Annotated in this window: 14 protein-coding genes and 1 pseudogene; 4 read left to right on the forward strand and 11 right to left on the reverse strand. The window is 64.2% G+C overall.

Going from position 1 to position 21,682, the window contains the following annotated elements; genetic code table 11:
* Window positions 1-39: 39 nt before the first annotated feature.
* Both VG320_RS25730 and acnB read right to left on the reverse strand, forming a co-directional pair.
* Window positions 40-357, reverse strand: a complete 318-nt coding sequence (locus VG320_RS25730) for a hypothetical protein (RefSeq protein ID WP_327202889.1) — start codon at window positions 355-357, stop codon at window positions 40-42.
* Between the two features lie 173 nt (window positions 358-530).
* On the reverse strand, window positions 531-3,116 hold the full coding sequence (gene acnB / locus VG320_RS25735; protein ID WP_327202890.1) for a bifunctional aconitate hydratase 2/2-methylisocitrate dehydratase: 2,586 nt from the start codon (window positions 3,114-3,116) through the stop codon (window positions 531-533).
* A gap of 550 nt (window positions 3,117-3,666) precedes the next feature.
* On the opposite strand from acnB, the gene VG320_RS25740 reads away from it, so the two are divergent.
* Window positions 3,667-4,740, forward strand: coding sequence for a porin (locus VG320_RS25740; protein ID WP_327202891.1), 1,074 nt, complete (start codon window positions 3,667-3,669; stop codon window positions 4,738-4,740).
* 63 nt (window positions 4,741-4,803) lie between these two features.
* Window positions 4,804-5,787: an AraC family transcriptional regulator gene (locus VG320_RS25745; protein WP_327202892.1), complete on the forward strand. Its 984-nt coding sequence runs from the start codon at window positions 4,804-4,806 to the stop codon at window positions 5,785-5,787.
* Here the strand turns inward: VG320_RS25745 and VG320_RS25750 are convergent.
* The 5 genes from VG320_RS25750 to VG320_RS25770 form a co-directional block, all read right to left on the reverse strand.
* Window positions 5,765-6,865, reverse strand: coding sequence for a linear amide C-N hydrolase (locus VG320_RS25750; RefSeq protein ID WP_327202893.1), 1,101 nt, complete (start codon window positions 6,863-6,865; stop codon window positions 5,765-5,767). The two genes, VG320_RS25745 and VG320_RS25750, sit on opposite strands and share 23 nt — an antisense overlap.
* A gap of 80 nt (window positions 6,866-6,945) precedes the next feature.
* Window positions 6,946-7,635: a DUF2894 domain-containing protein gene (locus VG320_RS25755; RefSeq protein WP_327202894.1), complete on the reverse strand. Its 690-nt coding sequence runs from the start codon at window positions 7,633-7,635 to the stop codon at window positions 6,946-6,948.
* Window positions 7,628-8,293, reverse strand: a complete 666-nt coding sequence (locus tag VG320_RS25760; protein ID WP_327202895.1) for an OmpA family protein — start codon at window positions 8,291-8,293, stop codon at window positions 7,628-7,630. The genes VG320_RS25755 and VG320_RS25760 overlap by 8 nt, the downstream gene beginning before the upstream one ends.
* A complete protein-coding gene (locus VG320_RS25765) occupies window positions 8,290-11,604 on the reverse strand; it encodes a DUF802 domain-containing protein (protein WP_327202896.1) in 3,315 nt (1,104 codons plus the stop codon). Before VG320_RS25765 ends, VG320_RS25760 begins: the two co-directional genes overlap by 4 nt.
* 10 nt (window positions 11,605-11,614) lie before the next feature.
* Window positions 11,615-12,385, reverse strand: coding sequence for a DUF3348 domain-containing protein (locus VG320_RS25770; protein ID WP_327202897.1), 771 nt, complete (start codon window positions 12,383-12,385; stop codon window positions 11,615-11,617).
* A gap of 260 nt (window positions 12,386-12,645) precedes the next feature.
* On the opposite strand from VG320_RS25770, the gene VG320_RS25775 reads away from it, so the two are divergent.
* Both VG320_RS25775 and VG320_RS25780 read left to right on the forward strand, forming a co-directional pair.
* Window positions 12,646-15,618 carry a filamentous hemagglutinin N-terminal domain-containing protein gene (locus VG320_RS25775; protein ID WP_414696120.1) on the forward strand — a complete coding sequence of 991 codons (2,973 nt, stop codon included), beginning with the start codon at window positions 12,646-12,648 and terminating at the stop codon, window positions 15,616-15,618.
* Window positions 15,554-17,092 (forward strand): annotated as a pseudogene (locus VG320_RS25780) (ShlB/FhaC/HecB family hemolysin secretion/activation protein); the annotation flags it as partial. The gene VG320_RS25775 and the pseudogene VG320_RS25780, both read left to right, overlap by 65 nt.
* A 68-nt stretch (window positions 17,093-17,160) precedes the next feature.
* On the opposite strand, the gene VG320_RS25785 reads toward VG320_RS25780, so the two are convergent.
* The 4 genes from VG320_RS25785 to VG320_RS25800 form a co-directional block, all read right to left on the reverse strand.
* Window positions 17,161-18,012 carry a carbohydrate ABC transporter permease gene (locus VG320_RS25785; RefSeq protein WP_327202898.1) on the reverse strand — a complete coding sequence of 284 codons (852 nt, stop codon included), beginning with the start codon at window positions 18,010-18,012 and terminating at the stop codon, window positions 17,161-17,163.
* Window positions 18,013-18,022: 10 nt separating this feature from the next.
* Window positions 18,023-19,000, reverse strand: a complete 978-nt coding sequence (locus VG320_RS25790) for a sugar ABC transporter permease (protein ID WP_327202899.1) — start codon at window positions 18,998-19,000, stop codon at window positions 18,023-18,025.
* Window positions 19,001-19,124: 124 nt separating this feature from the next.
* Window positions 19,125-20,378 carry an ABC transporter substrate-binding protein gene (locus VG320_RS25795; protein ID WP_327202900.1) on the reverse strand — a complete coding sequence of 418 codons (1,254 nt, stop codon included), beginning with the start codon at window positions 20,376-20,378 and terminating at the stop codon, window positions 19,125-19,127.
* A 25-nt stretch (window positions 20,379-20,403) separates the two neighbouring features.
* On the reverse strand, window positions 20,404-21,682 hold a 1,279-nt coding region (locus VG320_RS25800; protein ID WP_327202901.1), incomplete at its 5' end, for a beta-galactosidase.

A 21,682-nucleotide genomic window follows, 5' to 3' on the forward strand; every position in this document is an offset into this window, starting at 1 on the left:
TGCTGCGCGAACGAGGGGTCATGCCTCGTTTACGACCCGCTACGCATTTTCTGGAGTCGGCGCGAGACGTTTATCGATCGGGCTTTTTCTGGCCCTCTTTTTTTGCACCGGCGGGCTGTTGTGGCCGCGTGCGCCCATCGGCAGACCGGCGCCGTGGGTGCCCAGTGGCACGTCGGCGGTTTGGTCCGGGCGCGGGCCGCCTTCGCGCGGCATGGTTTCGGGGTGGGATTCGGGTTGATCGAAGCTGCCGGGGAAGCCGCGAGCGGGTTTTTCGTCCGGCGCGCTTGTCGCGTCCGTCGCAGCGGTCGTGGGCTTGTCGGCTGGCTTGTCTGGGGAAGGTGGGCGTGTCTCGTTCATGGATTGGCTCCTCGCGTTGTTGGGAGTCGCGCAGGTGCCGTTCCTGAGTGAGTCAATTCGGGCCGCCGCCCCAAAAAAAATAGCGCCGCAGAGGCATCACCCCTGCGGCGCTATTTACGTGTGCCACGGGCTACGGCGCGAACCTCACACCGTCGCCCAGCAACACGCTCAACTTACATCTGGACCGTATCAGCCACTTCCTTGAAGTCTTCGATCTGGTCGAAGTTCATGTACTGATAGATCTTGTCGCCGTTGGCGTTGAGCACGCCCATGTCGGCCATGTACTCTTCCTTGGTCGGGATCTTGCCCAGACGCGAGCAGATCGCCGCCAGTTCCGCCGAGCCCAGATACACGTTCGTGTTCTTGCCCAGACGGTTCGGGAAGTTACGCGTCGAGGTGGACATGACCGTCGCGCCTTCGCGCACCTGTGCCTGGTTGCCCATGCACAGCGAGCAGCCCGGCATTTCGGTACGCGCGCCAGCCGTGCCGAACACGCCGTAGTGGCCTTCTTCGGTCAGTTGCTTCTGGTCCATCTTGGTCGGCGGAGCGACCCACAGCTTGACCGGAATGTCGCGCTTGCCTTCGAGCAGCTTCGACGCAGCACGGAAGTGACCGATGTTGGTCATGCACGAGCCGATGAACACTTCGTCGATCTTGGCGCCAGCGACGTCCGACAGCGTCTTGACGTCGTCCGGATCGTTCGGGCAGGCCACGATCGGCTCGTGGATGTCGGCCAGATCGATTTCGATGACGGCGGCGTATTCTGCGTCCGCATCCGGAGCGAGCAGTTGCGGGTCGGCCAGCCATGCTTCCATCGCCTTGATACGGCGTTGCAGGCTGCGCGGGTCTTGATAACCCTGGGCGATCATCCACTTCAGCAGCGTGATGTTGCTGTTGAGGTACTCGATGATCGGTTCCTTGTTCAGGTGCACCGTGCAACCGGCGGCCGAACGCTCTGCCGATGCATCCGACAGTTCGAACGCCTGCTCGACCTTCAGATCGGGCAGACCTTCGATTTCCAGAATGCGGCCCGAGAAGATGTTCTTCTTGCCCTGCTTGGCGACCGTCAGCGTGCCTTCCTTGATGGCCCACAGCGGGATGGCGTTGACGAGGTCACGCAGCGTGACGCCCGGCTGCATCTTGCCCTTGAAGCGCACCAGCACCGATTCCGGCATGTCCAGCGGCATCGTGCCGGTGGCGGCCGCGAAGGCGACCAGACCCGAACCTGCCGGGAAGCTGATGCCGATCGGGAAGCGCGTGTGCGAGTCGCCGCCGGTGCCGACGGTGTCGGGCAGCAGCATGCGGTTGAGCCACGAGTGGATCACGCCGTCGCCCGGACGCAGCGCGATACCGCCGCGCGTGCTGATGAAGTTCGGCAGCGTCTGGTGCGTCTTCACGTCCACCGGCTTCGGATAAGCGGCGGTGTGGCAGAACGACTGCATGACGAGATCCGACGAGAAGCCCAGGCAAGCCAGGTCCTTCAGTTCGTCGCGGGTCATCGGGCCCGTGGTGTCCTGCGAGCCGACCGAGGTCATCTTCGGTTCGCAGTACGTGCCCGGGCGCACGCCCTGGCCTTCCGGCAGACCGCAGGCGCGGCCAACCATCTTCTGTGCGAGCGAGAAACCCTTGCCGCTGTCGACCGGCTGCTGCGGCAGGCGGAACAGCGTGGACGGCGCCAGACCCAGCGCTTCACGCGCCTTCGAGGTCAGGCCACGGCCGATGATCAGCGGAATGCGGCCGCCAGCGCGCACTTCGTCGAAGAGAACGTCCGACTTGACCGTGAATTCGGCGATCACGGCGCCGTTCTTCAAAGCCTTGCCTTCGTACGGGCGCAGTTCGACCACGTCGCCCATTTCCATTTGCGACACGTCGAGTTCGATCGGCAGGGCGCCGGCGTCTTCCATCGTGTTGTAGAAGATCGGAGCGATCTTGCTGCCCAGGCACACGCCGCCAAAGCGCTTGTTCGGGATGAAGGGGATGTCTTCGCCCGTGAACCACAGCACCGAGTTGGTAGCCGATTTACGCGAGGAGCCAGTGCCGACCACGTCGCCCACGTAGGCGACCAGGTGACCCTTTTCCTTCAGCGATTCGATGAAGTTGACCGGGCCGCGCTTGCCGTCTTCTTCCGGCGTGATGCCCGGGCGTGCGTTCTTGAGCATCGCGAGGGCGTGCAGCGGGATGTCCGGGCGGGTGGTCGCGTCCGGAGCCGGCGACAGGTCGTCGGTGTTGGTTTCGCCCGTGACCTTGAAGACCGTGATGGTCAGGCTTTGCGGGACTTCCGGACGGCTCGTGAACCATTCGGCGTCGGCCCAGCTTTGCAGCACGGCGCGGGCATTGGCGTTGCCCTGGTCGGCCAGTTCCTTGACGTCATGGAACTGATCGAACATCAGCAGGGTTTTCTTGAGCGAGTCTGCGGCGACGGTGCCGACTTCGGCGTCAGCCAGCAGTTCGATCAGCGGGGCGATGTTGTAGCCGCCCAGCATGGTGCCGAGCAGTTCAGTGGCGCGCGCGCGGGAGATCAGTGCGCAGGCGGTTTCGCCCTTGGCCACAGCGGCCAGGAAGCCAGCCTTCACGCGAGCGGCTTCGTCCACGCCAGCCGGCACGCGGTTGGTGATCAGGTCGACGAGGGTCTGCTCTTCGCCAGCGGGCGGGTTCGTCAGCAGTTCAACCAGCTCGGCGGTCTGTTGGGCCGTCAGCGGCAGGGGGGGGATGCCGAGCGCGGCGCGCTGGGCTACATGAGCACGGTAATTTTCAAGCATGGGGGGACCTGCTGGTATTGCGTTTCAGGGGAAGGCTTTCCATGGACTACTGCAGCCACGATTCTAATTGCAAAGCCATTGTAGCGTCAAATGTCTTATGTCTTATATAAGAGTTGAGTCGTGATGAGCCTTTGTTCGGACAGATGAACCATCGGTCATCCTCGAAATATTCCATCTGTGGAACAGAAAATCGTATCTGAACGATTATGGCCGTCTCTGTGTCTGGAGATTATTGGAAAATAATCAATAAATACAATGATTTGATTGGTAAAAAGGCCGATTTTCCGATCCGGAAAAGCGAAAATCAAAAGAGACGATCGGCAACCTTTTTGGGTCTTCGCGCCATTGCCGGGCTTTTTGTCCAGGCCAAGAATGCCAACCATGCCCAACGGATTTGCGACTGCACGAGCCGAACCCCGCGATGACGGAACGCCGGCCAACAGCAAGACCAATCCAGGCGCCACACCCGCAGTACCGTGCAGGACTTCTCACCCGGTTCGGCACGAATTCCAATAAATCAGCATCACTAAATAATGGTTCGGAGAAGGCAATGAAGAAAACTCTCGTGGCGGCCTCATTCGCAATGGTGTCCGCGCTGGCCTGGGGGCAGAGCAGCGTATCGCTCTACGGCATCGTCGATACGGGCATCGAGTACTACAACAACGCCGCCAAGGGCGGCTCGTTCGCGGGCATGCCCACGCTCACGGGCGAGGTGCCTTCGCGTTTCGGTCTGCGCGGTGAAGAAGATCTGGGTGGCGGCTACAAGTCGTTCTTCGTGCTGGAAAGCGGCTTCGCGCCGGGCAGCGGCTCGCTCAACTATGGCGGCCGCCTGTTCGGGCGTCAGGCCAACGTGGGCGTGAGCAGCGCATTCGGTACGCTCACGCTGGGCCGGCAGATGAATATGTCGATGTACGCGCTCTTCAACGCGGACGTGATCGGCCCGTCGATCCATTCGATGGCGAGTTTCGACAGCTATCTGCCCAACGCCCGCAGCGACAATGCCTTGGGCTACATGGGAAAATTCCACGGTGTCACGCTCGGTGGCACATACAGCTTCGGGCGCGACGCGGCGGGCCCGGCCGGCCCTTCGGCGACCAATTGCGCGGGCCAGGTGCCGGGCGACGCCATTGCCTGCCGCCAGTACACCATGCTGCTTGCCTACGACAGCGCATGGGGCGGGGCGGCGGCCTCGTATGACGTGATGTACGGCGGCACGGGCGCAACCGCGCCCCTCACCAGCAGCGCTGACGTGGACAAGCGCACCATCGTCGACGCCTATGTGAAATACGGTCCGGCGAAGCTCGGCGGCGGCTGGATCCGGCGCAACACGTCGGCGCAGGAGCATGCCCAGTCCGATATCTTCTTCCTCGGCGCGACCTGGTACGTGGTGCCCACTTTCTCACTCGACGCGCAGGGCGTGCGCTACATCCTGCGTGAGCATTCAGATTCGACCCTCGTCATTGCGCGCGCGAATTATTTCGTTTCGAAGCGCACGACGCTTTATGCTTCGCTGGGTTACATGATGAACAGTGCGCTGGCCGCGAATGCCGTGGCGGCGGCGGGCACGGTCGCCACCGGCGCGAACCAGTTCGGCGCGATGATGGGCATCCAGCAGCGTTTCTGAGGTTGCTTTGATGCTGCATTGAGGCTCACGCGGCGCGCAAAAAAACACGACGGAGACGATGAAATGGCGATGGACCTCTTGAGCGCCGCGCTGGCCGACCTGCGCGCAGACGCGGTGGTGACGGGGCACTTCTCGCTCAATGCGCCGTGGGCGATCGCCAAGCCGGCGGTGGAGGGCGCGGCGTTCAGAACGGCATTCGGCGGCCCGTTTTATATCGCGGTGGACGGTGTCGAACCGCTCCTCGTCGAGGTGGGCGACTTCGTGCTGCTGCCGCACGGACATGCCCATGTGCTGAGTTCCGCGCCTGGCGTTGCGCCCGTGCCGTTCGACGATCTGGTCGCCGGCGCCGGGATCAACCCGCGCTTCGATACGCCGTTGCGCCTGAGCGTGGGCGGCGACGGCGCGGCGAGCGAGTTGTACACGGGGATTATTTTTTACCGCGAGACCGTGCGCAATCCGCTCTTTTCCGTGCTGCCGCCGCTTATTCACGTACGCGCCAACGATCCGGCGGTCGGCCCCTGGCTGGCGGATACGCTGATGGCCTTCATCCGCGAATCGATGGCGTGCCAGCCCGGCTGGGCCGTGGCTGCCGCGCGCCTGGCGGACGTGCTGTTCGTGCAATTGTTGCGCGCGCATCTATCGTCGGCGATCAGTCACACGGGCTGGTTGCGCGGTTTGATGGACCCGCAGATCGGCCGCGCGATCGCGCAATTGCATCGCTATCCGGAGCGCGAATGGACCGTCGAATCACTGGCGGCGACGGCGGGCATGTCGCGCTCGCGCTTTAGCGCGCGCTTTGTCGAACTGGTCGAGGAAACGCCTATCGGCCATCTCACCGCGTATCGCATGTATGTGGCGAGCGGAGCGCTGCGCGATCCGCGCCGGCGTCTGATCGAAATCGCGACGAGCGTGGGCTATGCGTCGGAGAAGGCATTTATCCGCGCGTTCCGGCGCTGGTCGGGCATGGCGCCCAAGCAGTACGCGCGCAGCGTGAAAGATCCTTATTACACGCCGCACGGCGACATCAAGGTGCGGGCGCAGGCATGAACCTGAACGAAGGCGTAGGCACGAATTTGTCGGCGGTCTCGCCCGAGAACATCTGGCCGTCTTCGATCGCAAGCTTGAGGACAGGCGCGCCCGGCTTCAGATCGAGCTTGCGCAGCGACACCCAGAACGTATCGGGCCGCGTGGCCGAATCGAAGTAATAGACCAGATCGGTCTGGTCGGCCACGGTGCGCCAGATCGTCGAAGAGAGGTTGGGCGTCTCGGGCGTGCGGATGCCCAGCGGCACGCTCACCGAACGCATCAGGCTCATCACGCTCGCGACCTGCTGATACGCGCCGTTCTGCTGCGGCACGCCTGCCATGTAGTCGGGGTCGGGGCTCTTCGGAATGGCATCCAGAAGGAAGGAGGCGCGCACGAAGCGGTCGGCGGCGCGGTTCGTGCCCGGCAGGAAGCTCAGGCCGCCGATGCCTTTCCAGTAGGTATCGAGCGCGAGCTGTTCGCTGTAGATCGGCGAATTCGTCATGATGCGATACGCCTTGCCATGATGGATCACGAGCTTGCCGTCGAGATATTCGAGGATTGCCGAGTCGCCTCCCGCATCCGAAAGCGAGAGATGGATGGTGATGGGTTTGCCGTTGGGCAGCGGCGGCGCGATGATCTGGAACGGCTCCCTGGCGAGCGCCTGCACGGCCTCGCTCACGCTCGCGTAGTTGTCCAGCACGTATTGCGCCCACAGGCTGATCGACATGGGCGCGCGGCCCGAGTCGGGCTTGCCGTAATCGGTTTCCGCGAGATAGAGCGCATTGGCGACGAGGCCGCGCTCGTTCATGCCGTCCACGCTGCCGATGTCGTAGCCCGAGACCACCACGCTGCCGTATTTCGCGCGCCAGCGCGGCGACTTCGGTCCGGCGTTGCCGTTGCGCTCGATGCCGGCGGGGAAGACCCACAGATTCGAGCGCATGTCCTCTGACCAGTCCATGTTGCGGCCCGTGATGACCAGTCCGCTGTCGCCCACATAGAGGGCGCGCGTGCAGGAGAGCGCCACGGAGGCTGTGAGCAGCGCGGCGCAGGCGAGCATGCCCGCGCAGATGGCGGCGAAACGGGACGGGGATCGTGACATGTTGCGCGCTCCGTTAAACGTACGGTCGTCGCAAATCATGCCATGGAAGGCGCGTGGAACGCCTCAGGAATGGCCGGGTGTTACTGGCGCGCGCGTGTGCTGCGGCGGGGCTTTTTCGCCGTGGCCGCTTTAGTGGCTTTAGTGGTTTTAGCGGCTTGAGCAGCCTGGGCGGCGGGCGGGGCCAGTCCCGCGTGCAGGTCTTCGAGCCACGCGAGGCCATCGGCATAGGCCAGAAACTGGCGCAGATAGCCCGGCGAAAGGTCGCGCATGAGAAAGAGTGCACGGTGCACGAGGCTCTTCGAATTGAGCGGGCCGGCGTTTTTCGGCACCTGATCGAACGACTGTTGCACCTGCTGGTCGGCGCTGACTTTCGACCAGACATCGCGGAAATAATCGAGCAGCGCGCTGGGCGCGCCGTCGCGCGATTCGCGCGACATTGCTTCGCTCAACACGCTCAACGCGGTGAAGGCGTTGTTTGCCGACGCGTCGTTCGCGGGCGCGGGTTCAGCGTCCTTCGTTTCGATTTGCTGCGACCAGGCCGCGAGCCGGGATTCGATGCGCGCATTCAGCACGTCGCGCGCCGCGCCAGTGAGCGTCTGGGCGCGCTTTTCCAGCGCGTCGAGCATCGCGAAGCCGACGGGATCGATGCGATCGGCACCTTGCGCGCGCCAGGCGTCGAGCGTCGCACGGACGTCACCGGCGCCGCCGCGCTGCGGCGCATTGGTTGCTAGCGCAACGGCTTGGGCGTCGCTTTCCACGCCGTCATTCATGATTGTTGTGCAGCTTCGCGGCTGCGTTGCTCATGCTCGAAGAACGCGGCACCGGCGCGATTTCCACGCGGCGATTTTTCGCGCGACCGGCTTCGTCGGCGTTGGAGCTGACCGGCTGCTCCGAACCGAAGGCCGCAGCAAACACGGAAGCAGCCGGCACGCCCGCATCGATGAACGCGCGCGTGACGGTCAGTGCGCGCTCGGCGGACAGCTCCCAGTTGTCGGCGAAGCGGCGATTGCCCGCGTGGACCTGCTGGTCGTCGGCGAAACCGCTCACCATGAGGATTTCGTCGCGATCGCGCAGATACGCCGTGAGCGGACCCGCGAGGCTTTTGAGCAGGTCGCGCCCCTGCGGCTGCAACTGGTCGGAGTTGAGCGCGAACAGCACGCTGCCGCTGATGCCGATGCGCCCGTTCACGAGCGTCACGCGCCCCGCTGCGAGCGGGCCAGCCAGCGCCTGTTCGAGCGTCTGACGCCGCTTGGCTTCGAGCTGGCGCGCCTTGACCTCGTGCGCGAGGCGCGAGGACGCCTCCATCTGCATGCCGATCACCCCGACGAGGATCAGCACGAACGCGCCCAGCAGCGCCGCCATCAGGTCGCCGAACGCGGCCCAGACCGGCGCGGTGGGCTCTACGCCGCCGTCGATCTCGTCGTTCATGCGGCTTCGCTTCCGGCCAGGCGTTGCAGGCTATCGACGATCTGCTTCTGCGACAGCAGGCTCAGATCGACCACTTCGCGCGCCTGTGCGACGTAGTAGGCGAGTTGATCGTCACTGCGGGCGAGCGACTTGTCGAGCGCGGCTTCGATGCGTTCGAGCTGCGTCATGAGCTTGTCGTTGGAGGCGCCGAAGTGCTGCACGGCCACGCCGAAGGCGTCGCCCAGGCTCGCCACTTCGACGGCGCTGCCCGTGACCTGGGCCGCGACGCCTTCGAGCGTCTGCGCGCCGGCTTCGACCTGCTGGTCGAAGCGCGCGCCCACGCGTTCGAGCAGACCCGCCGAGGTGTCGACGAGCGCGCCGATGGCCGCGCGCTGCTCGGTGCTCGCGTGATTCACGGCGTCGAGCAGCGTGGTGACGGTGGCGAGCAGGCGGCCGCGTTCCTCCAGCATCGCGGTGTCCTGCACCATGCTTTCGTGGAGCTTCTGACGCAGTTCGGCGACGACTTCGGCGGCCACGCGCGGCGCTTCCGAGGCGGCTTCGACGAGGCGCGCGATTTCGGCGATGGTGCCGCTGGCGTGCGCCTCGGTTTGTGCGGCGATGGTGTTGGCGGTTTGCGCGAGGGCGTCGCAGATCGCTTGCTGGCGCTCGGCGGCGTGGGTGCTGGCGGCTTGCCAGGCGCTTGCGTTGGCATCGGCGGCGCGGGCGATTTCGGCGATGGTGCCCTTGGCGTGGGCTTCCGTTTGCGTGGAAATCGCGTTGGCGGTTTGCGCGAGCGCGTCGCTGATCGCTTGTTGGCGTTCTGCGGCCTGCGTGCTGGCGGTTTGCCAGGCGCTTGCGTTGGCTTCGGCAGCGCGGGCGATTTCGGCGATCGTGCCCTTGGCGTGGGCTTCCGTTTGCGTCGAGATTGCGCTGGCGGTTTGCTCCAACGCATCGCAGATCGCCTGCTGGCGTTCTGCGGCTTGCGTGCTTGCCGCTTGCCATGCGCTCGCGTTGGCTTCGGCGGCGCGGGCGATTTCGGCGATGGTGCCGCTGGCGTGGGCTTCGGTTTGCGTCGAAATTGCGTTGGCGGTTTGCGCGAGCGCGTCGCAGATCGCCTGCTGGCGCTCTGCGGCTTGCGTACTGGCGGCTTGCCAGGCGGTTGCGTTGGCTTCAGCGGCGCGCGCGATTTCAGCGATGGTGCCGCTGGCGTGGGCTTCGGTTTGCGTCGAAATTGCGTTGGCGGTTTGCGCGAGTGCATCGCAGATCGCCTGCTGGCGTTCCGCAGCTTGCGTGCTCGCTGCCTGCCATGCGGTTGCGTTGGCTTCAGCTGCGCGCGCGATTTCGGCGATGGTGCCGCTCGCCTGCGCTTCGGTTTGGGTCGAGATCGCGTTGGCGGTCAGCGCGAGCGCATCGCAAATCGCGCGCTGACGATCCGCCGCGTGCGCGCTTGCGGCTTGCCAGGCGCTGGCGTTCGCTTCAGCCGCACGGGCGATTTCCGCAATCGTGCCGCTGGCGTGCGTTTCGGTGCTCGATGCGATCGCCGCCGCCGTTTGGGCGAGCGTGTCGCAGATCGCCTGCTGGCGCTGTTCGGCATGCGTGCTCGCCGCTTGCCACACCGACGACGAAGCCTCGGCAACGCGCGTGATTTCGGCGATGGTGCTGTTCGTATGCGCTTCGGCCTGCGCGGCGATCGCGCCGGCGGTGCTCGCCAGCGTCTCGCAGACGTCCTGCTGACGCTGCGCCGCCTGCGTGCTGGCCGTTTGCCATGCTGCCGCGGCAGTTTCCGTGGCGCGCGTGATTTCGGCGATGGTGCTGTTCGCGTGCGCTTCGGTGCGCGCGACGATCTCGTCGGCGGTTTGCGCCAGCGTCGTGCAGATGGCTTGTTGCTGACCGGCCGCCTGCGTGCCCGCCGCGCGCCATTCGTCGCGCAGCGACGTGCTCATCGCGTCGAGCGTGTCGCGCCAGGTCGCCAGGCGCGTTTCATCGCGCGCGGCAAGCTGCGCCTGCAGATCGGCTTGCGCTTCGCCCACCGAGCGCACGAGCGCCGCCGCATGCTGCTCGAACGTCGCCGCAGCAGCAGCCAGCGCCTGCTGATTGTCGCCCGCGAGCTTTGCGCCGGCTTGTTCCTGACGCGCCAGCGCGTCCTGCCACGACTGCGAAACCCCCGCCGCCGAAGCCGCCAGACGCGCATCCAAGTCGCGCACCAGATGCGCCGAGCGCGTTTCGAACGTGGCGCTGAAGCGCTCCAGTGCGCCTTGCAGATCGTCCGCGAGCGCCTCGCCCGCGCGGCGCTGCTCGTCGAGCGCGGCGTTCCAGATGCCGGCAACGCGCGTGGCATTGGCCTCGAAGCCCGAGGTGAGGCCGTCGAGCTGGCGCTCCACGGCCTGGGTCAGCGTGCCGTGCAGGGCGGCGCTTTCGCGCGCCAGACCCGCCATCGTCGCTTCGACGACCGGCGCGAAGGCTGCGCCGGCGGCGCGTGCACTTTCGGCGGCGCTGGCCTTGAGCGATTCGCCCACCGTCGACGCGAGGCGCGCATAGGTCGCCTCCGCATTGCCAAGGAAGGCTTCCTGGCTGGCGATCTGACGCTCGCCGAGTGTCGTGCTCTGGCGCTCGATCACCGTCATCATCGACTGCAGACGTTCGGCCAGCAGCGGCAGCGCCTCGGCCTGACGCTGCATCAGCGCAAAGCTCGCCTCGCGCTGATGTGCGTGCGAGAACGGGCGCAGTGTGCCGGTGATCTGTGCGTCGAGGTGCTGGGCGGCTTCGATGCGCTCGCGGCGGCACAGCGCCGACAGCAGACCCAGCATTGCCGAACTCGCAACGCCCGCAATCGAGGTGCCAAACGCAAAGCCGAGCCCGCGAATCGGACCGGCCAGCGCGGTGCGGATGCCGTCGAGATCGGTCGCGCCGTCGAGCGCGATGCCGGTGCCGCGCAGCGTCGTCACCATGCCCAGCAGCGTGCCGAGCATGCCGAGCAGCACCAGCATGCCGACCAGATAGGGCGTGAGCGCCGGGCCCGGCAGGGCCGCGCGCTCGCCTTCGACGCGCGCGCGCACGGCGCTGCGCAGGCTCGGGTGCAGGCGCTCGAGCCAGGCGGCAAGCGAGGCGGGCGCGGCCGCAGCAGGCGCGCTGAGCGCGTCCACGGCGTGAGCGAGGCTGGCGGTGGCCTGCCGGTAGCGCCGTAATTCGAGCGCGCCGCCCACGTAGCAGGCGCCGATCAGGACCGTGACGGCGAGCGCGAGCGGATTGGAGCCGACATAGGCGGCGCCGATCCAGCAAACCGCGAGCAGGCCGGCAATGAAAACAATGAGATCGATGCGAAGTCTGGACATAGTGTCTGCGTTAGCGGGCGCGAAGGGCAGCGAGCAGCCCTTCGACCGGTTGGAACCGAACATCCAGTTCGGCGAGCAACAGGCTCTGCATATCTTTACGGAACGTGGTCAGCCACGCGCCGCTATTACTGTTCGTGGGCGCCTCTGTTTCGGCTTCGGCCTGGGCTTCAGAGGCCTGAGCGGCTTTGCGCAGACGCTCGAAATACTTGCCCAGCAGGCCGGGCACGGCGCCCAGCAGGGTTCGCTCGCGTACGGCAAGCGAGCGCTCCATCAGTGCATCGAGCGCAGCCAGCTTCGCCATGGCCGACGACTGGGCCGCGAGCCGGTTGCGCAGCCGCGTACGCAAGTCGCCGATATCGGCCTCCATCTTCTGCTGGAGTGCCAGATAGCACTGGCGGAACACCGCGTAGTCAGCGGGCATTTCCGGTACTTCCTGCGCCTGCTGCCCGCGCGCGTGGCGTGCGTCACGTGTGCTCGGGCGCGGCGGCGCGAGCACGCCGTCGGTGACGATAGCCTTCGCGAGCGCCGAGCGCAGGCTCAGGCAGCGCTGCGCCTCATCCTCGCCGTCGCTGCGCGCAGGGGTGCCTGCCGGGCCGCCCACGGCGGGCGCAGGCGCGCTGAGCACCGTCGAAAGCGCGATCGCATCTGTCCAGCCAAGCCAATGGCTCAGCCGGTCGGCGAGCGGCTGCGGCGAGGCCTGCACGTCGGTTTCGCCGATACGCGCAAGCAGTCGAACGAGGGCCGGACCCGTCAGGGCCGTCCGCGGCGGGGGTTGGACCATACCACAAGCGATAAAAAAGGCAGCAGTTTACACGGCGCAGCGCGTTGGATCGCGGTTTTGCGTGCGGAGGTGGGGGATTTTAAGTGGGGTGGGGGCGTTCGATATATCGCCCGTTCGAGCTACGCCAGCTTCCACCGGGCTAGCGATAGGACGAATCTGATTTGACTTCGACTGTTGTATCTGACGCGGCGCGCAATTTTGTCATAGGAAACCAACGCTACTTTACGGGCCATTACGATTTGGCGCGGTGAAGGAGCGGAATGAACAAGACATGTTACCGGCTGGTTTTCAGCCGGATCAGGGGAATGCTCGTCGCGGTCGAAGAGACCGCCGCGGCGACAGGCAACAGCGCGGGACAGACCCGACGCGGACCGAGCCACAGCGCCACGCGCGGACCGCTCTTTACGCTGCGGCAGATTGCTTTCGCCGCGCTCGCGCTGTCTGGCGTGCTGCCTGCGTTTTCCGGGGCGCAGATCGTGTCGGGCGGCGCGCACGCACCGAACGTCATCCAGACGCCCAACGGGCTTGATCAGGTCAACATCAACCGGCCTTCCGGCGCGGGCGTCTCGGTCAACACCTACAACCGCTTCGACGTGCAGTCGAAAGGCGCGATTCTTAACAACTCGCCGACCATCGTCCAGACGCAGCAGGCCGGCGCAATTAACGGCAACCCGAACTTCGCGGCGGGTCAGTCGGCGAAGGTCATCGTCAACCAGGTCAACAGCGCGAGCGCTTCGCAGTTGAACGGGTATCTCGAAACAGCGGGCAATCGCGCCGAAGTCATCATTGCCAATCCGAACGGCATTGCTGTCAACGGCGGCGGGTTCATCAATACCAGTCGCGCCATCCTGACCACGGGCACGCCGAACTATGCGGCCGATGGTTCGGTCTCGGGCTTCAACGTCACGGGCGGCAACATCACGATCAACGGCGCGGGCTTGAACGCGTCGAACGTGGACCAGGTGGATTTACTGGCCCGTGCGGTACAGGCCAATGCGGCCGTCTACGCGAAAAACCTGAACGTCATTGCGGGCGCGAACAGCATCAACCATGACACGCTCGCGGCCACGCCGATTGTAGGCGACGGCCCCGCGCCTGGCGTCTCTATCGACGTGAGCAATCTCGGCGGCATGTACGCGAATCGCATCGCGCTCGTCGGCACGGAGGCGGGTGTGGGTGTGTCTCTCAAGGGCGTTGTCGCGGCCAATGCCGGCGACCTGGTTCTTCAGTCCAATGGTCAACTCGTGCTCGCCGGCACGCAGAACGCGACCGGCAATATCAGCGCGAGCGCGCGTGACGGTATCGACAACAGCGGCACGACCTACGCGCAGCAGAACGTCAACTTCAACACGGCTGGCGCGCTGACCAACAGTGGCATGGTTGCCGCGCAGCAGAACACGACCGTCAGCGCGGGCGCGGTGAATTCGAGCGGCACGCTCGCGTCGGGCGTGAACGGTGACGGCTCACTGGCGCATTCCGGCGACCTGAATGTGAACGCTTCGGGCGCGGTCACGGCGACCGGCCGCAATGTGGCGGGCGGCAATGCAGCCATCGGCGGCGCGGCGGTCAATCTCGCGGGCAGTACTACGTCGGCAAACGGCGCTATCGCGCTCGCGGCCAACGGCGGCGACCTGAACCTGACCGGCGCGAGCACGACGGCGGGCAGCACGCTCGACGCCCGCGCGAGTGGCACGCTCGACAATGACAGTGGTGCGATGTCGTCGGGCGGCGCGCAGACCGTCACGGCGGGCGCATTGTCCAATCGTGGCGGCCAGATGGTCTCGGGCGGCGCGCTTGGCGAGAACATCGCGGGTGCCGTCAACAACGCGGGCGGCACGATGCAGGCGAATGGGGCGCTCTCGGCGGCGTTCGGCTCGTTCGACAATACGGGTGGCCATGTCGTATCGCTGAGCGCTGACGGCGTGACCTTGGCGGCGAGCGGCCTGCTCAACAACGGCGCGGGCGGCAGCATCGGCGGCAACGGCAACGTCACCTTGCAGGCCGGACAGATCGCGAACGCCGGTTCGATCACGGCAGTCCAGAGCCTGATCGCGACGGCGGTACAGACCCTGTTCAACAGCGGCACGTTTGCGGCCAACGCGAACATGACGCTCGCAGCGGGTTCGACGCTCACGAATGCGAGCCAGTTCAGCGCAGCCGGCGCGCTCGCTCTCTCGGCGGCAACGTTCAACAACAGCGGCGGCGCGACCAGCGCAGACCAGTTCACGCTCCACGCGACCAGCCTCGTCAACCACGCCGGGAGCATCACGCAGACCGGAACCGGCGCGACAACGCTGGACGTGACCGGCACGCTCGACAATTCCGCGGGCGGTACGCTGCAAACCAACAGCACCGACCTGACGATTTCGCCGGGTGCGCTGGACAACGACGGCGGCACGATCACGCACGCGGGTACGGGCGCGCTGACAATCAATACGGGCAGCGGCGCGCTCTCGAACGTCGGCGGCACGATTGCGACCAATGGCAAGGCGTCGATCCAGGCGGGAGCGTTTAACAACACATCGGGCTCGGTCGTCGGTCAGAACGGCATCGCGGCGTCAGTCAGCGGCGCACTGAACAACACGAACGGCAAGCTGCTTTCGAATAGGGACCTTGGCATCACGAGCGGCACGTTGAACAACAACGGCGGCCAGATTGGTGCGGCCTCGAATGCAACCGTGCAGGCGTCATACCTGACGAACAACGGCGGTTCGATTGTCGCGCCGAACCTCACGGTGACCGGCACGACGCTGGACAACAGCGGCGGCGATATCGAAGCGAACCAGATTGCACTGGCTGCGCAAAATGTGCTGAACCACGGCGGCACGATCACGCAGTACGGCACGGCGACGATGGGCTTCAACGTCAGCGGGACGTTCGACAATTCCGCAGGCGGCACGTTGCAAACCAACAGCGCAGATTTCACCCTCGCGCCGGGTGCGCTCGACAACGACGACGGCAAGATTCTCCATGCCGGGACCGGCACGCTGACCCTCGCACCGGGCAATGGCGCGGGCGCAATCTCTAACGTTGGCGGTCAGGTCATCACGGCGGGCAAACTGGTCGCACAGGCAGCGAGCCTGAACAATGCGAACGGCGTCCTTGCCGCACAGGGCGATATCACGGCGACCATCGCCGGCGATACCAACAACACCCAGGGCGCAAACGTATCCCGCACTTCCACACGAATCGCCGTGCTTTCGCATCGACACATTCTCGCTGAAAGTACTTGAATCTCTGCCTGCCGCGACGCACAAGAAAGGCGCGTCGGCCTTGCCGCAAGACCCGTTTGCGTTCGCGCGCGAATGGCTCGACCACTACAAGGTGCAATGCGTCGGCAAGGTAGGGATCGACGTGCTCACCAAGGGATTGCAGCAGGCGATTCTGAGCCGTGGCTATGTCACCACGCGCGTGCTCGTACAGCCGCAAGACCTGTCGGGCGGAGCGCTTACGCTTGCGCTCGTACCCGGTATCGTGCGCAATATTGCCTTCGCGGACCCGTCAATGTGGGGCACATGGAAGACCGCCTACCCGACGAGTAGCGGCGACGTGCTGAACCTTCGAGACCTTGAACAAGGGCTTGAACAGATGAAGCGCGTTAGCAGTCAGGACGTGAACATGGAAATCCGGCCGACTGACGTACCGGGCGAAAGCGATGTCGTCCTCACGGTCAAGCGCTCGAAGCCCTGGACGTTCGTCGCATCGGTCGATAACTCGGGAACTGAATCGACGGGCAAATGGCAAGGCAACGTCAACCTCGGCGTCGACAATCCGCTTGGCCTGAACGACATCCTGTCTCTTGGAGCAAATCAGGACTTGTCGTTTGGCAACAAGGCGCTTGGTTCGCACGGCTTCAACGGCTCGTATTCGATTCCCTGGGGCTACTGGACAGCGACGCTCTCGGGCAACACGAATACGTACTACCAGAACATTGCGGGCGTGAACCAGACGTTTGTCTCAAGCGGCAATTCGCAGACGGCAGCGCTGAAACTGGCGCGCGTTATCTCGCGCAGCCAGAACGACGTGCTTGGCGGATACGTGCAGCTATCGAAGCGCTTCGGCGACAGCTTCATCGGCGACACCGTGATTCCGACTCAGGCGCGCAACAACACCTTTCTGGAAATCGGCGCGACCGACCGCCATTACCTCGGCGCGGCGCAGTTCGACGGCACGCTCGCCTACCGTCAGGGGATTGGTGGATTGGGCGCGACAGCGGACCCGTATGTCTATGGCCCAACGTACCGTTTCCATATGGCTGTATTGGACGCGAACCTCTCGGTCCCGTTCGCAATCGGCGGTCAGGGATTCCGGTATGTCGGTACGGTTCACGGCCAGTTCACGAACGACCCGCTGTTCTATATCGACGATCTGACCATCGGCAGCCGCTACACGGTGCGCGGCTTCGACGGCGAAACGATGCTCGCGGCTGAACGCGGATTCTACTGGCGCAACGAACTGCAATGGCCGGTGTTCCAGACGGGACAGACGCTGTATGCAGGGATCGACTACGGGCGGGTGTTCGGACCGAACACGGCGGCACTGGCGGGAACACAACTGGCGGGCGCGGTCATCGGCATTCGCGGCGGGGTGCCGGCGAAGTTTGTCGGCGTCTCTTACGACCTGTTCGCCGGAACGCCGATCTACAAGCCTTCAGGATTCCAGACTGCTCGAGTGACAGTCGGGTTCCAGTTGACAGCGGCGTTCTAGTTTTCCCTCGCAGTGCGCAGTCAACGCATATTCATATGATGGATCGCACTACGCCGCGATCCTCCCATTCACCCCTTCGTCGCCCCAAACGTCAACCCGGCGACAAAATGCTTCTGCATCGCGAAGAACATCGCGACCGACGGCAACGCCGCAAGAATCGATCCAGCCGACACCAGATTCCACGCCGTCGTCCATTGTCCCTTGAGCGCAGCCACACCCACGGTGATCGGCGCGGCATCATCGCCTTGCGTCAGACACAGCGCCCAAAAATAATCGTTCCAGACAAACGTAAAAACCAAAATCGCCAATGCTGCAAGCGCCGGCCGGATCAACGGCAGAATGATGCGGAAAAATACCGTCCACTCATTAGCGCCCTCGATCCGTGCAGCCTCCACCAGTTCAAACGGCAACTGTTTAATAAAGTTGCGTAGAAACAGCGCGCAAAATCCGGTCTGAAACGACAGATGAAACAGAATCAGCCCGCCCACCGAGTTATACAGACCAAGCTTGAGCGTAAGATCGCGCACAGGAATCATCAGCACCTGAATCGGCACGAAGTTACCCGCAACGAAAGCCGCAAACAGCGCTGAATTTCCCGGAAACCGATAAATCGCCAGCGCGAATCCTGCCATCGCCGCAAGCGCAATCGCGCAGGCCACAGAGGGCACGGTAATCAGCACGCTATTCCAGAAGTAATGCAGCATCGGCGACGTCGTCAGCGCCTCGCGATAATTCTCGATCAGCGCGAAATGCTTGGGCCAGCCCCAGTAATTGCCTTCGCTCAGTTCATCAGTAGAGCGTATCGATGTCACCATAACCGCGATCATAGGCAGCAGCCAGATCAGCAGCGCGATAGGCAGCGATAGCTTGTAAAGACGCCGCGGCGCGGGCTTCCATTTGTCGATGGGAATCGGAAACATGTCGATGACCTCAATGCTCGTTCTTAAGCAGGCGTCGCAGGTGATAGACGATATAGAGCAGCATGATCGCAAACAGCACGACCGCAATCGCTGCCGAATAACCGAGCCGGTAATACTTGATCGCCTGGTCGTACATGTAGTAGGCGAGCACGGTGGAGCTTTCGAACGGTCCGCCGCCCGTCATTACCGATATCAGATCGAAGCTGCGCAGCGCGCCAATCACCGTCACCACCACGGCCATGAAAGTTACGGGCCGCAGTTGCGGCAGGATCACATGCCAGAGCAGTGTCCAGCCCTTCGCGCCTTCCATGCGCGCGGCTTCGATCTGTTCGCTGTTGAGCGTCGTCAGGCCGGTGAGATACAGAATCATGCAGTACGCGGTTTGCGGCCACAACGCAGCGAATATGATGCCGGGCGTGGCGTAATGCGGGTCGCCCAATACCGGAATGCCGTGACCGAGAATCACCGCTAGCAGACCAAACGTCGGATCATAAAACCACGAATAGATTAGCCCGACCACCACGCCGGAAAGCACGAAAGGCGCGAAGAACAGCGATTTAACGATCCGGATGCCCGCCACCGCCTGGTTCAGATACAGCGCGATGGCCAGTCCCATCGGCGGTGCGAGCAGGAACAGCAGCAGCCAGATGACGTTATTCTTCAGCGCGGTATAGAAGGTAGCCGCATGAAACAGTTCGACGTAATTGGCGAGGCCGATAAAGCTCGGATCGCTCATGCCGTCCCAGTTATAGAACGAGATGCGGATCGTCGAAAGAATCGGCCAGACCACATAAATCGCCACCATGATGCAGGCGGGCGCAAGAAAAAGCGCGGCTGCGCGACGCTGGCGGCGCGCGGTGGGCGAGACGCGGCGGCGCGGTTTGCCGTGCGGTTGCGTGGCGCGCGGCGTCTGCGCGCGGCCGTCGCCAGCGGGGCCGGGGGGATGGCCCGGCACGCCGTCCGCGCGATGTGCGGTTGTATGTGCCACGGTCTGCGCCGCAAGCGCTGCGTCGCGACCGGTCGATGGATGAGTTGTTGAGGGCGTCACTGCCTACCTCCAGAGCAATCCGCGTGGCGGCGCGGCGTCGTGTGCGCTGCGCCGCCATGCCAGCTTACTTCTTGTAGATGCGCTTACGCGTCTCTTCCAGTTGCGCGAGGATCGAATCGATCTTCGTCGGATCGGCGATGAATTGCTGCATGCCCTTCATGCCTTCGTCGGCCATTTCCTTGGTCATGTCGCGATCATAGAACTGCGCGATGCCGCCCTTCGTGTTCGCGAGAATCTGGAAGCCGATCTTCGAAATCGGATCTTCCGGTTCCGGCGACTTGCTGTTGGCCGACAGCGAGCCAAGCCCCTTGGCCAGTTGCGCGCCGACATCGGGCGTTTCCGTGAAGGCCAGGAACGCGCGCGCATCGGCCTTGTTCTTCGCCTTGGCCGGAATATGCAGCGATTCCACCGGTCCATCTTCGGCAGTCGGCACGTTCGGGTCGATGATCGGGAACTGGAAGTAGCCCATCTGCTGCTTCACCGTCGGGCTGAAACCGCCCGTGATGAAGGTGCCCATCAGCATCATCGCGGCCTTGCCCTGGAACAGGAAGGGCTGGGCAGCGTCAAGATCGTAGGAGAGCGAATTGTCGATGAAGTAGCCCGCGTCGATCAACTGCTTCCAGGTGGTGTACACCTTTTTCACGCGTGCATCGGTATAGGGCACGTCGCCGGCCATCAACTGCTGATGGAACTTGTTGCCGTTCAGGCGCAGGTCGAGATAGTCGAACCAGCCCGCGAGTGTCCATGCGTCGCGTCCGCCCACGGCGATCGGTGCGATGCCGGCGGCCTTGAGTTTTTTGCAGTCGTCGAGGAATTCATTCCACGTTTTAGGTTCGCTCGCGATGCCCACCTTCTGGAACAGGTCCTTGCGATAGAACATGCCCCACGAGTAATAAACCGTGGGCGCTGCGTACTGCTTGCCTTTGTACGACGAAGCCTCTTTCGTCGAGGCATACATGCTGTCCCAGTTGTTCTTCTGCCACTCGGGCGACAGGTCCTCGAACAGGCCGCGTTGCGCGTAATAGGCCATGCGCTCGCCGTCGTGCCAGTTCACGATATCGGGCGGCGCGGTCGTGAGCCAGTTGGGCAACTGCACCTTATAGGCTTCTTCGTCGACGAACGACACCTTCACGTCCGTGCCGGGATGCGTTTTCTTGAACTCGTCAATGACCTGCGTCCACACGGCGCGCTGGCTGGCGCCCTTGAACGCGATGTTGACCTCCAGCGTGCCGGCCTGCGCCGTTGTTGCAAGTGCGCCCGTGAGCGTGGCCGTCGCGAGCGCGACAGCGGCGAGCAGGGTGCGGGGTTTCGTTCTCATGGCCTGTCTCCTGTGTTTTACGTCGTTATTTGTGCTGCGTGCGGTAAGCGGCGACGCCTTGCGCTTCGATCTCGCGCTGGCCGATCACGATGGCCGTGTCGGGGACGGCGGCGTCGATACGATGCGTGCCTGGCCCATAGTTGAACACCCACGTCAGGCCGCCGCGACGGCTCACACGCAGCGCGTCGCCCAGCGGCGTGGGCTCGAGCCCAGCGGCGCGTGCGATCTGCGCGAACAGCGCGGCAGTGGTCGTGTCGTCAAACAGGCTCGCCAGATAGTGGACCTTGCCATGCGTGAGCCACGCGGGATGGCCGTCGCTAAAACTTGCTCGGATTTCCGTTGCGCCCGCATCGATATCGATCAGATCGCGCCAGTGGCGCGCCTGTCCTTCGGGCAGTGCGTCGGCGGCGAAGGTCACGGCTTCGGTTACGTTGGGCCGCATGGATTCGACACGCCACACGCGCAGCGGCAGCAGCGCTGCCAGCGGTCCCGGCGGCAGATTGGCGGGAATCTGCAGATCCACGGTCTTGGAGCCGGTGCGCGGGCCGACGATGACCTGCGCGCCCGATTGAGCAAGACGTTGCGCAAAATCGTCGGGTACGACCGGCAGCGGCGGCACCACGATCAACTGATAGCCGTCGAGCGGCGCGTTCACCGGCACGATATCGACATCGAAACCTAGCGAACGAAGCGCCGAATAATATTCGACCGCAAAGCGCGGATAGTGGAAATCGGCGCCTTGCGGATGGACTTCAAAGAGCCACTTCGCTTCGTAGTCGAACACCAGCGCGACGCGCGTATCGACGCGCGCATTGGCGTCGGCCTGCGCATCGGCCAGCACGGTGCGGATTTCCCCGGCCACGCGCGACGCTTCGCTGCCGCCAATATCGAGCCGGTTGTCGGGCGTGTTCAGCCCCGCATGCATCTGTTCCTGCGCGAACGGCGCCTGACGCCAGCGGAAATACGATACGCAGCCCGCGCCATGCGCGAATGCTTCCCAGCTCCACAGCCGCACCATGCCGGGCAGCGGCGCGGGATTCCAGTGCGCCCAGTTCACGGGGCCTGGTTGCTGCTCCATCACCCAGAACGGCAGCTTCGACATGCCGCGATAGACATCGTGATTGAACGAAGCGAAGTCCGGATGCCCGGTGCGCAGATAGCGCGCCTTGATTTCGGGCGCGTACCACTGCTCTTCGAGCGCGCCAAGCGGATAGCTGTCCCACGTCGCCACGTCCAGATCGGTGGCGACCTTGTAGTGATCGAACTCCGTGAACAACTGCATGAAGTTGTGCGCGATCGGGCGG

It is taken from the genome of Paraburkholderia sp., assembly GCF_035948235.1.
In the GTDB taxonomy this organism is placed as follows: Bacteria; Pseudomonadota; Gammaproteobacteria; order Burkholderiales; family Burkholderiaceae; genus Paraburkholderia.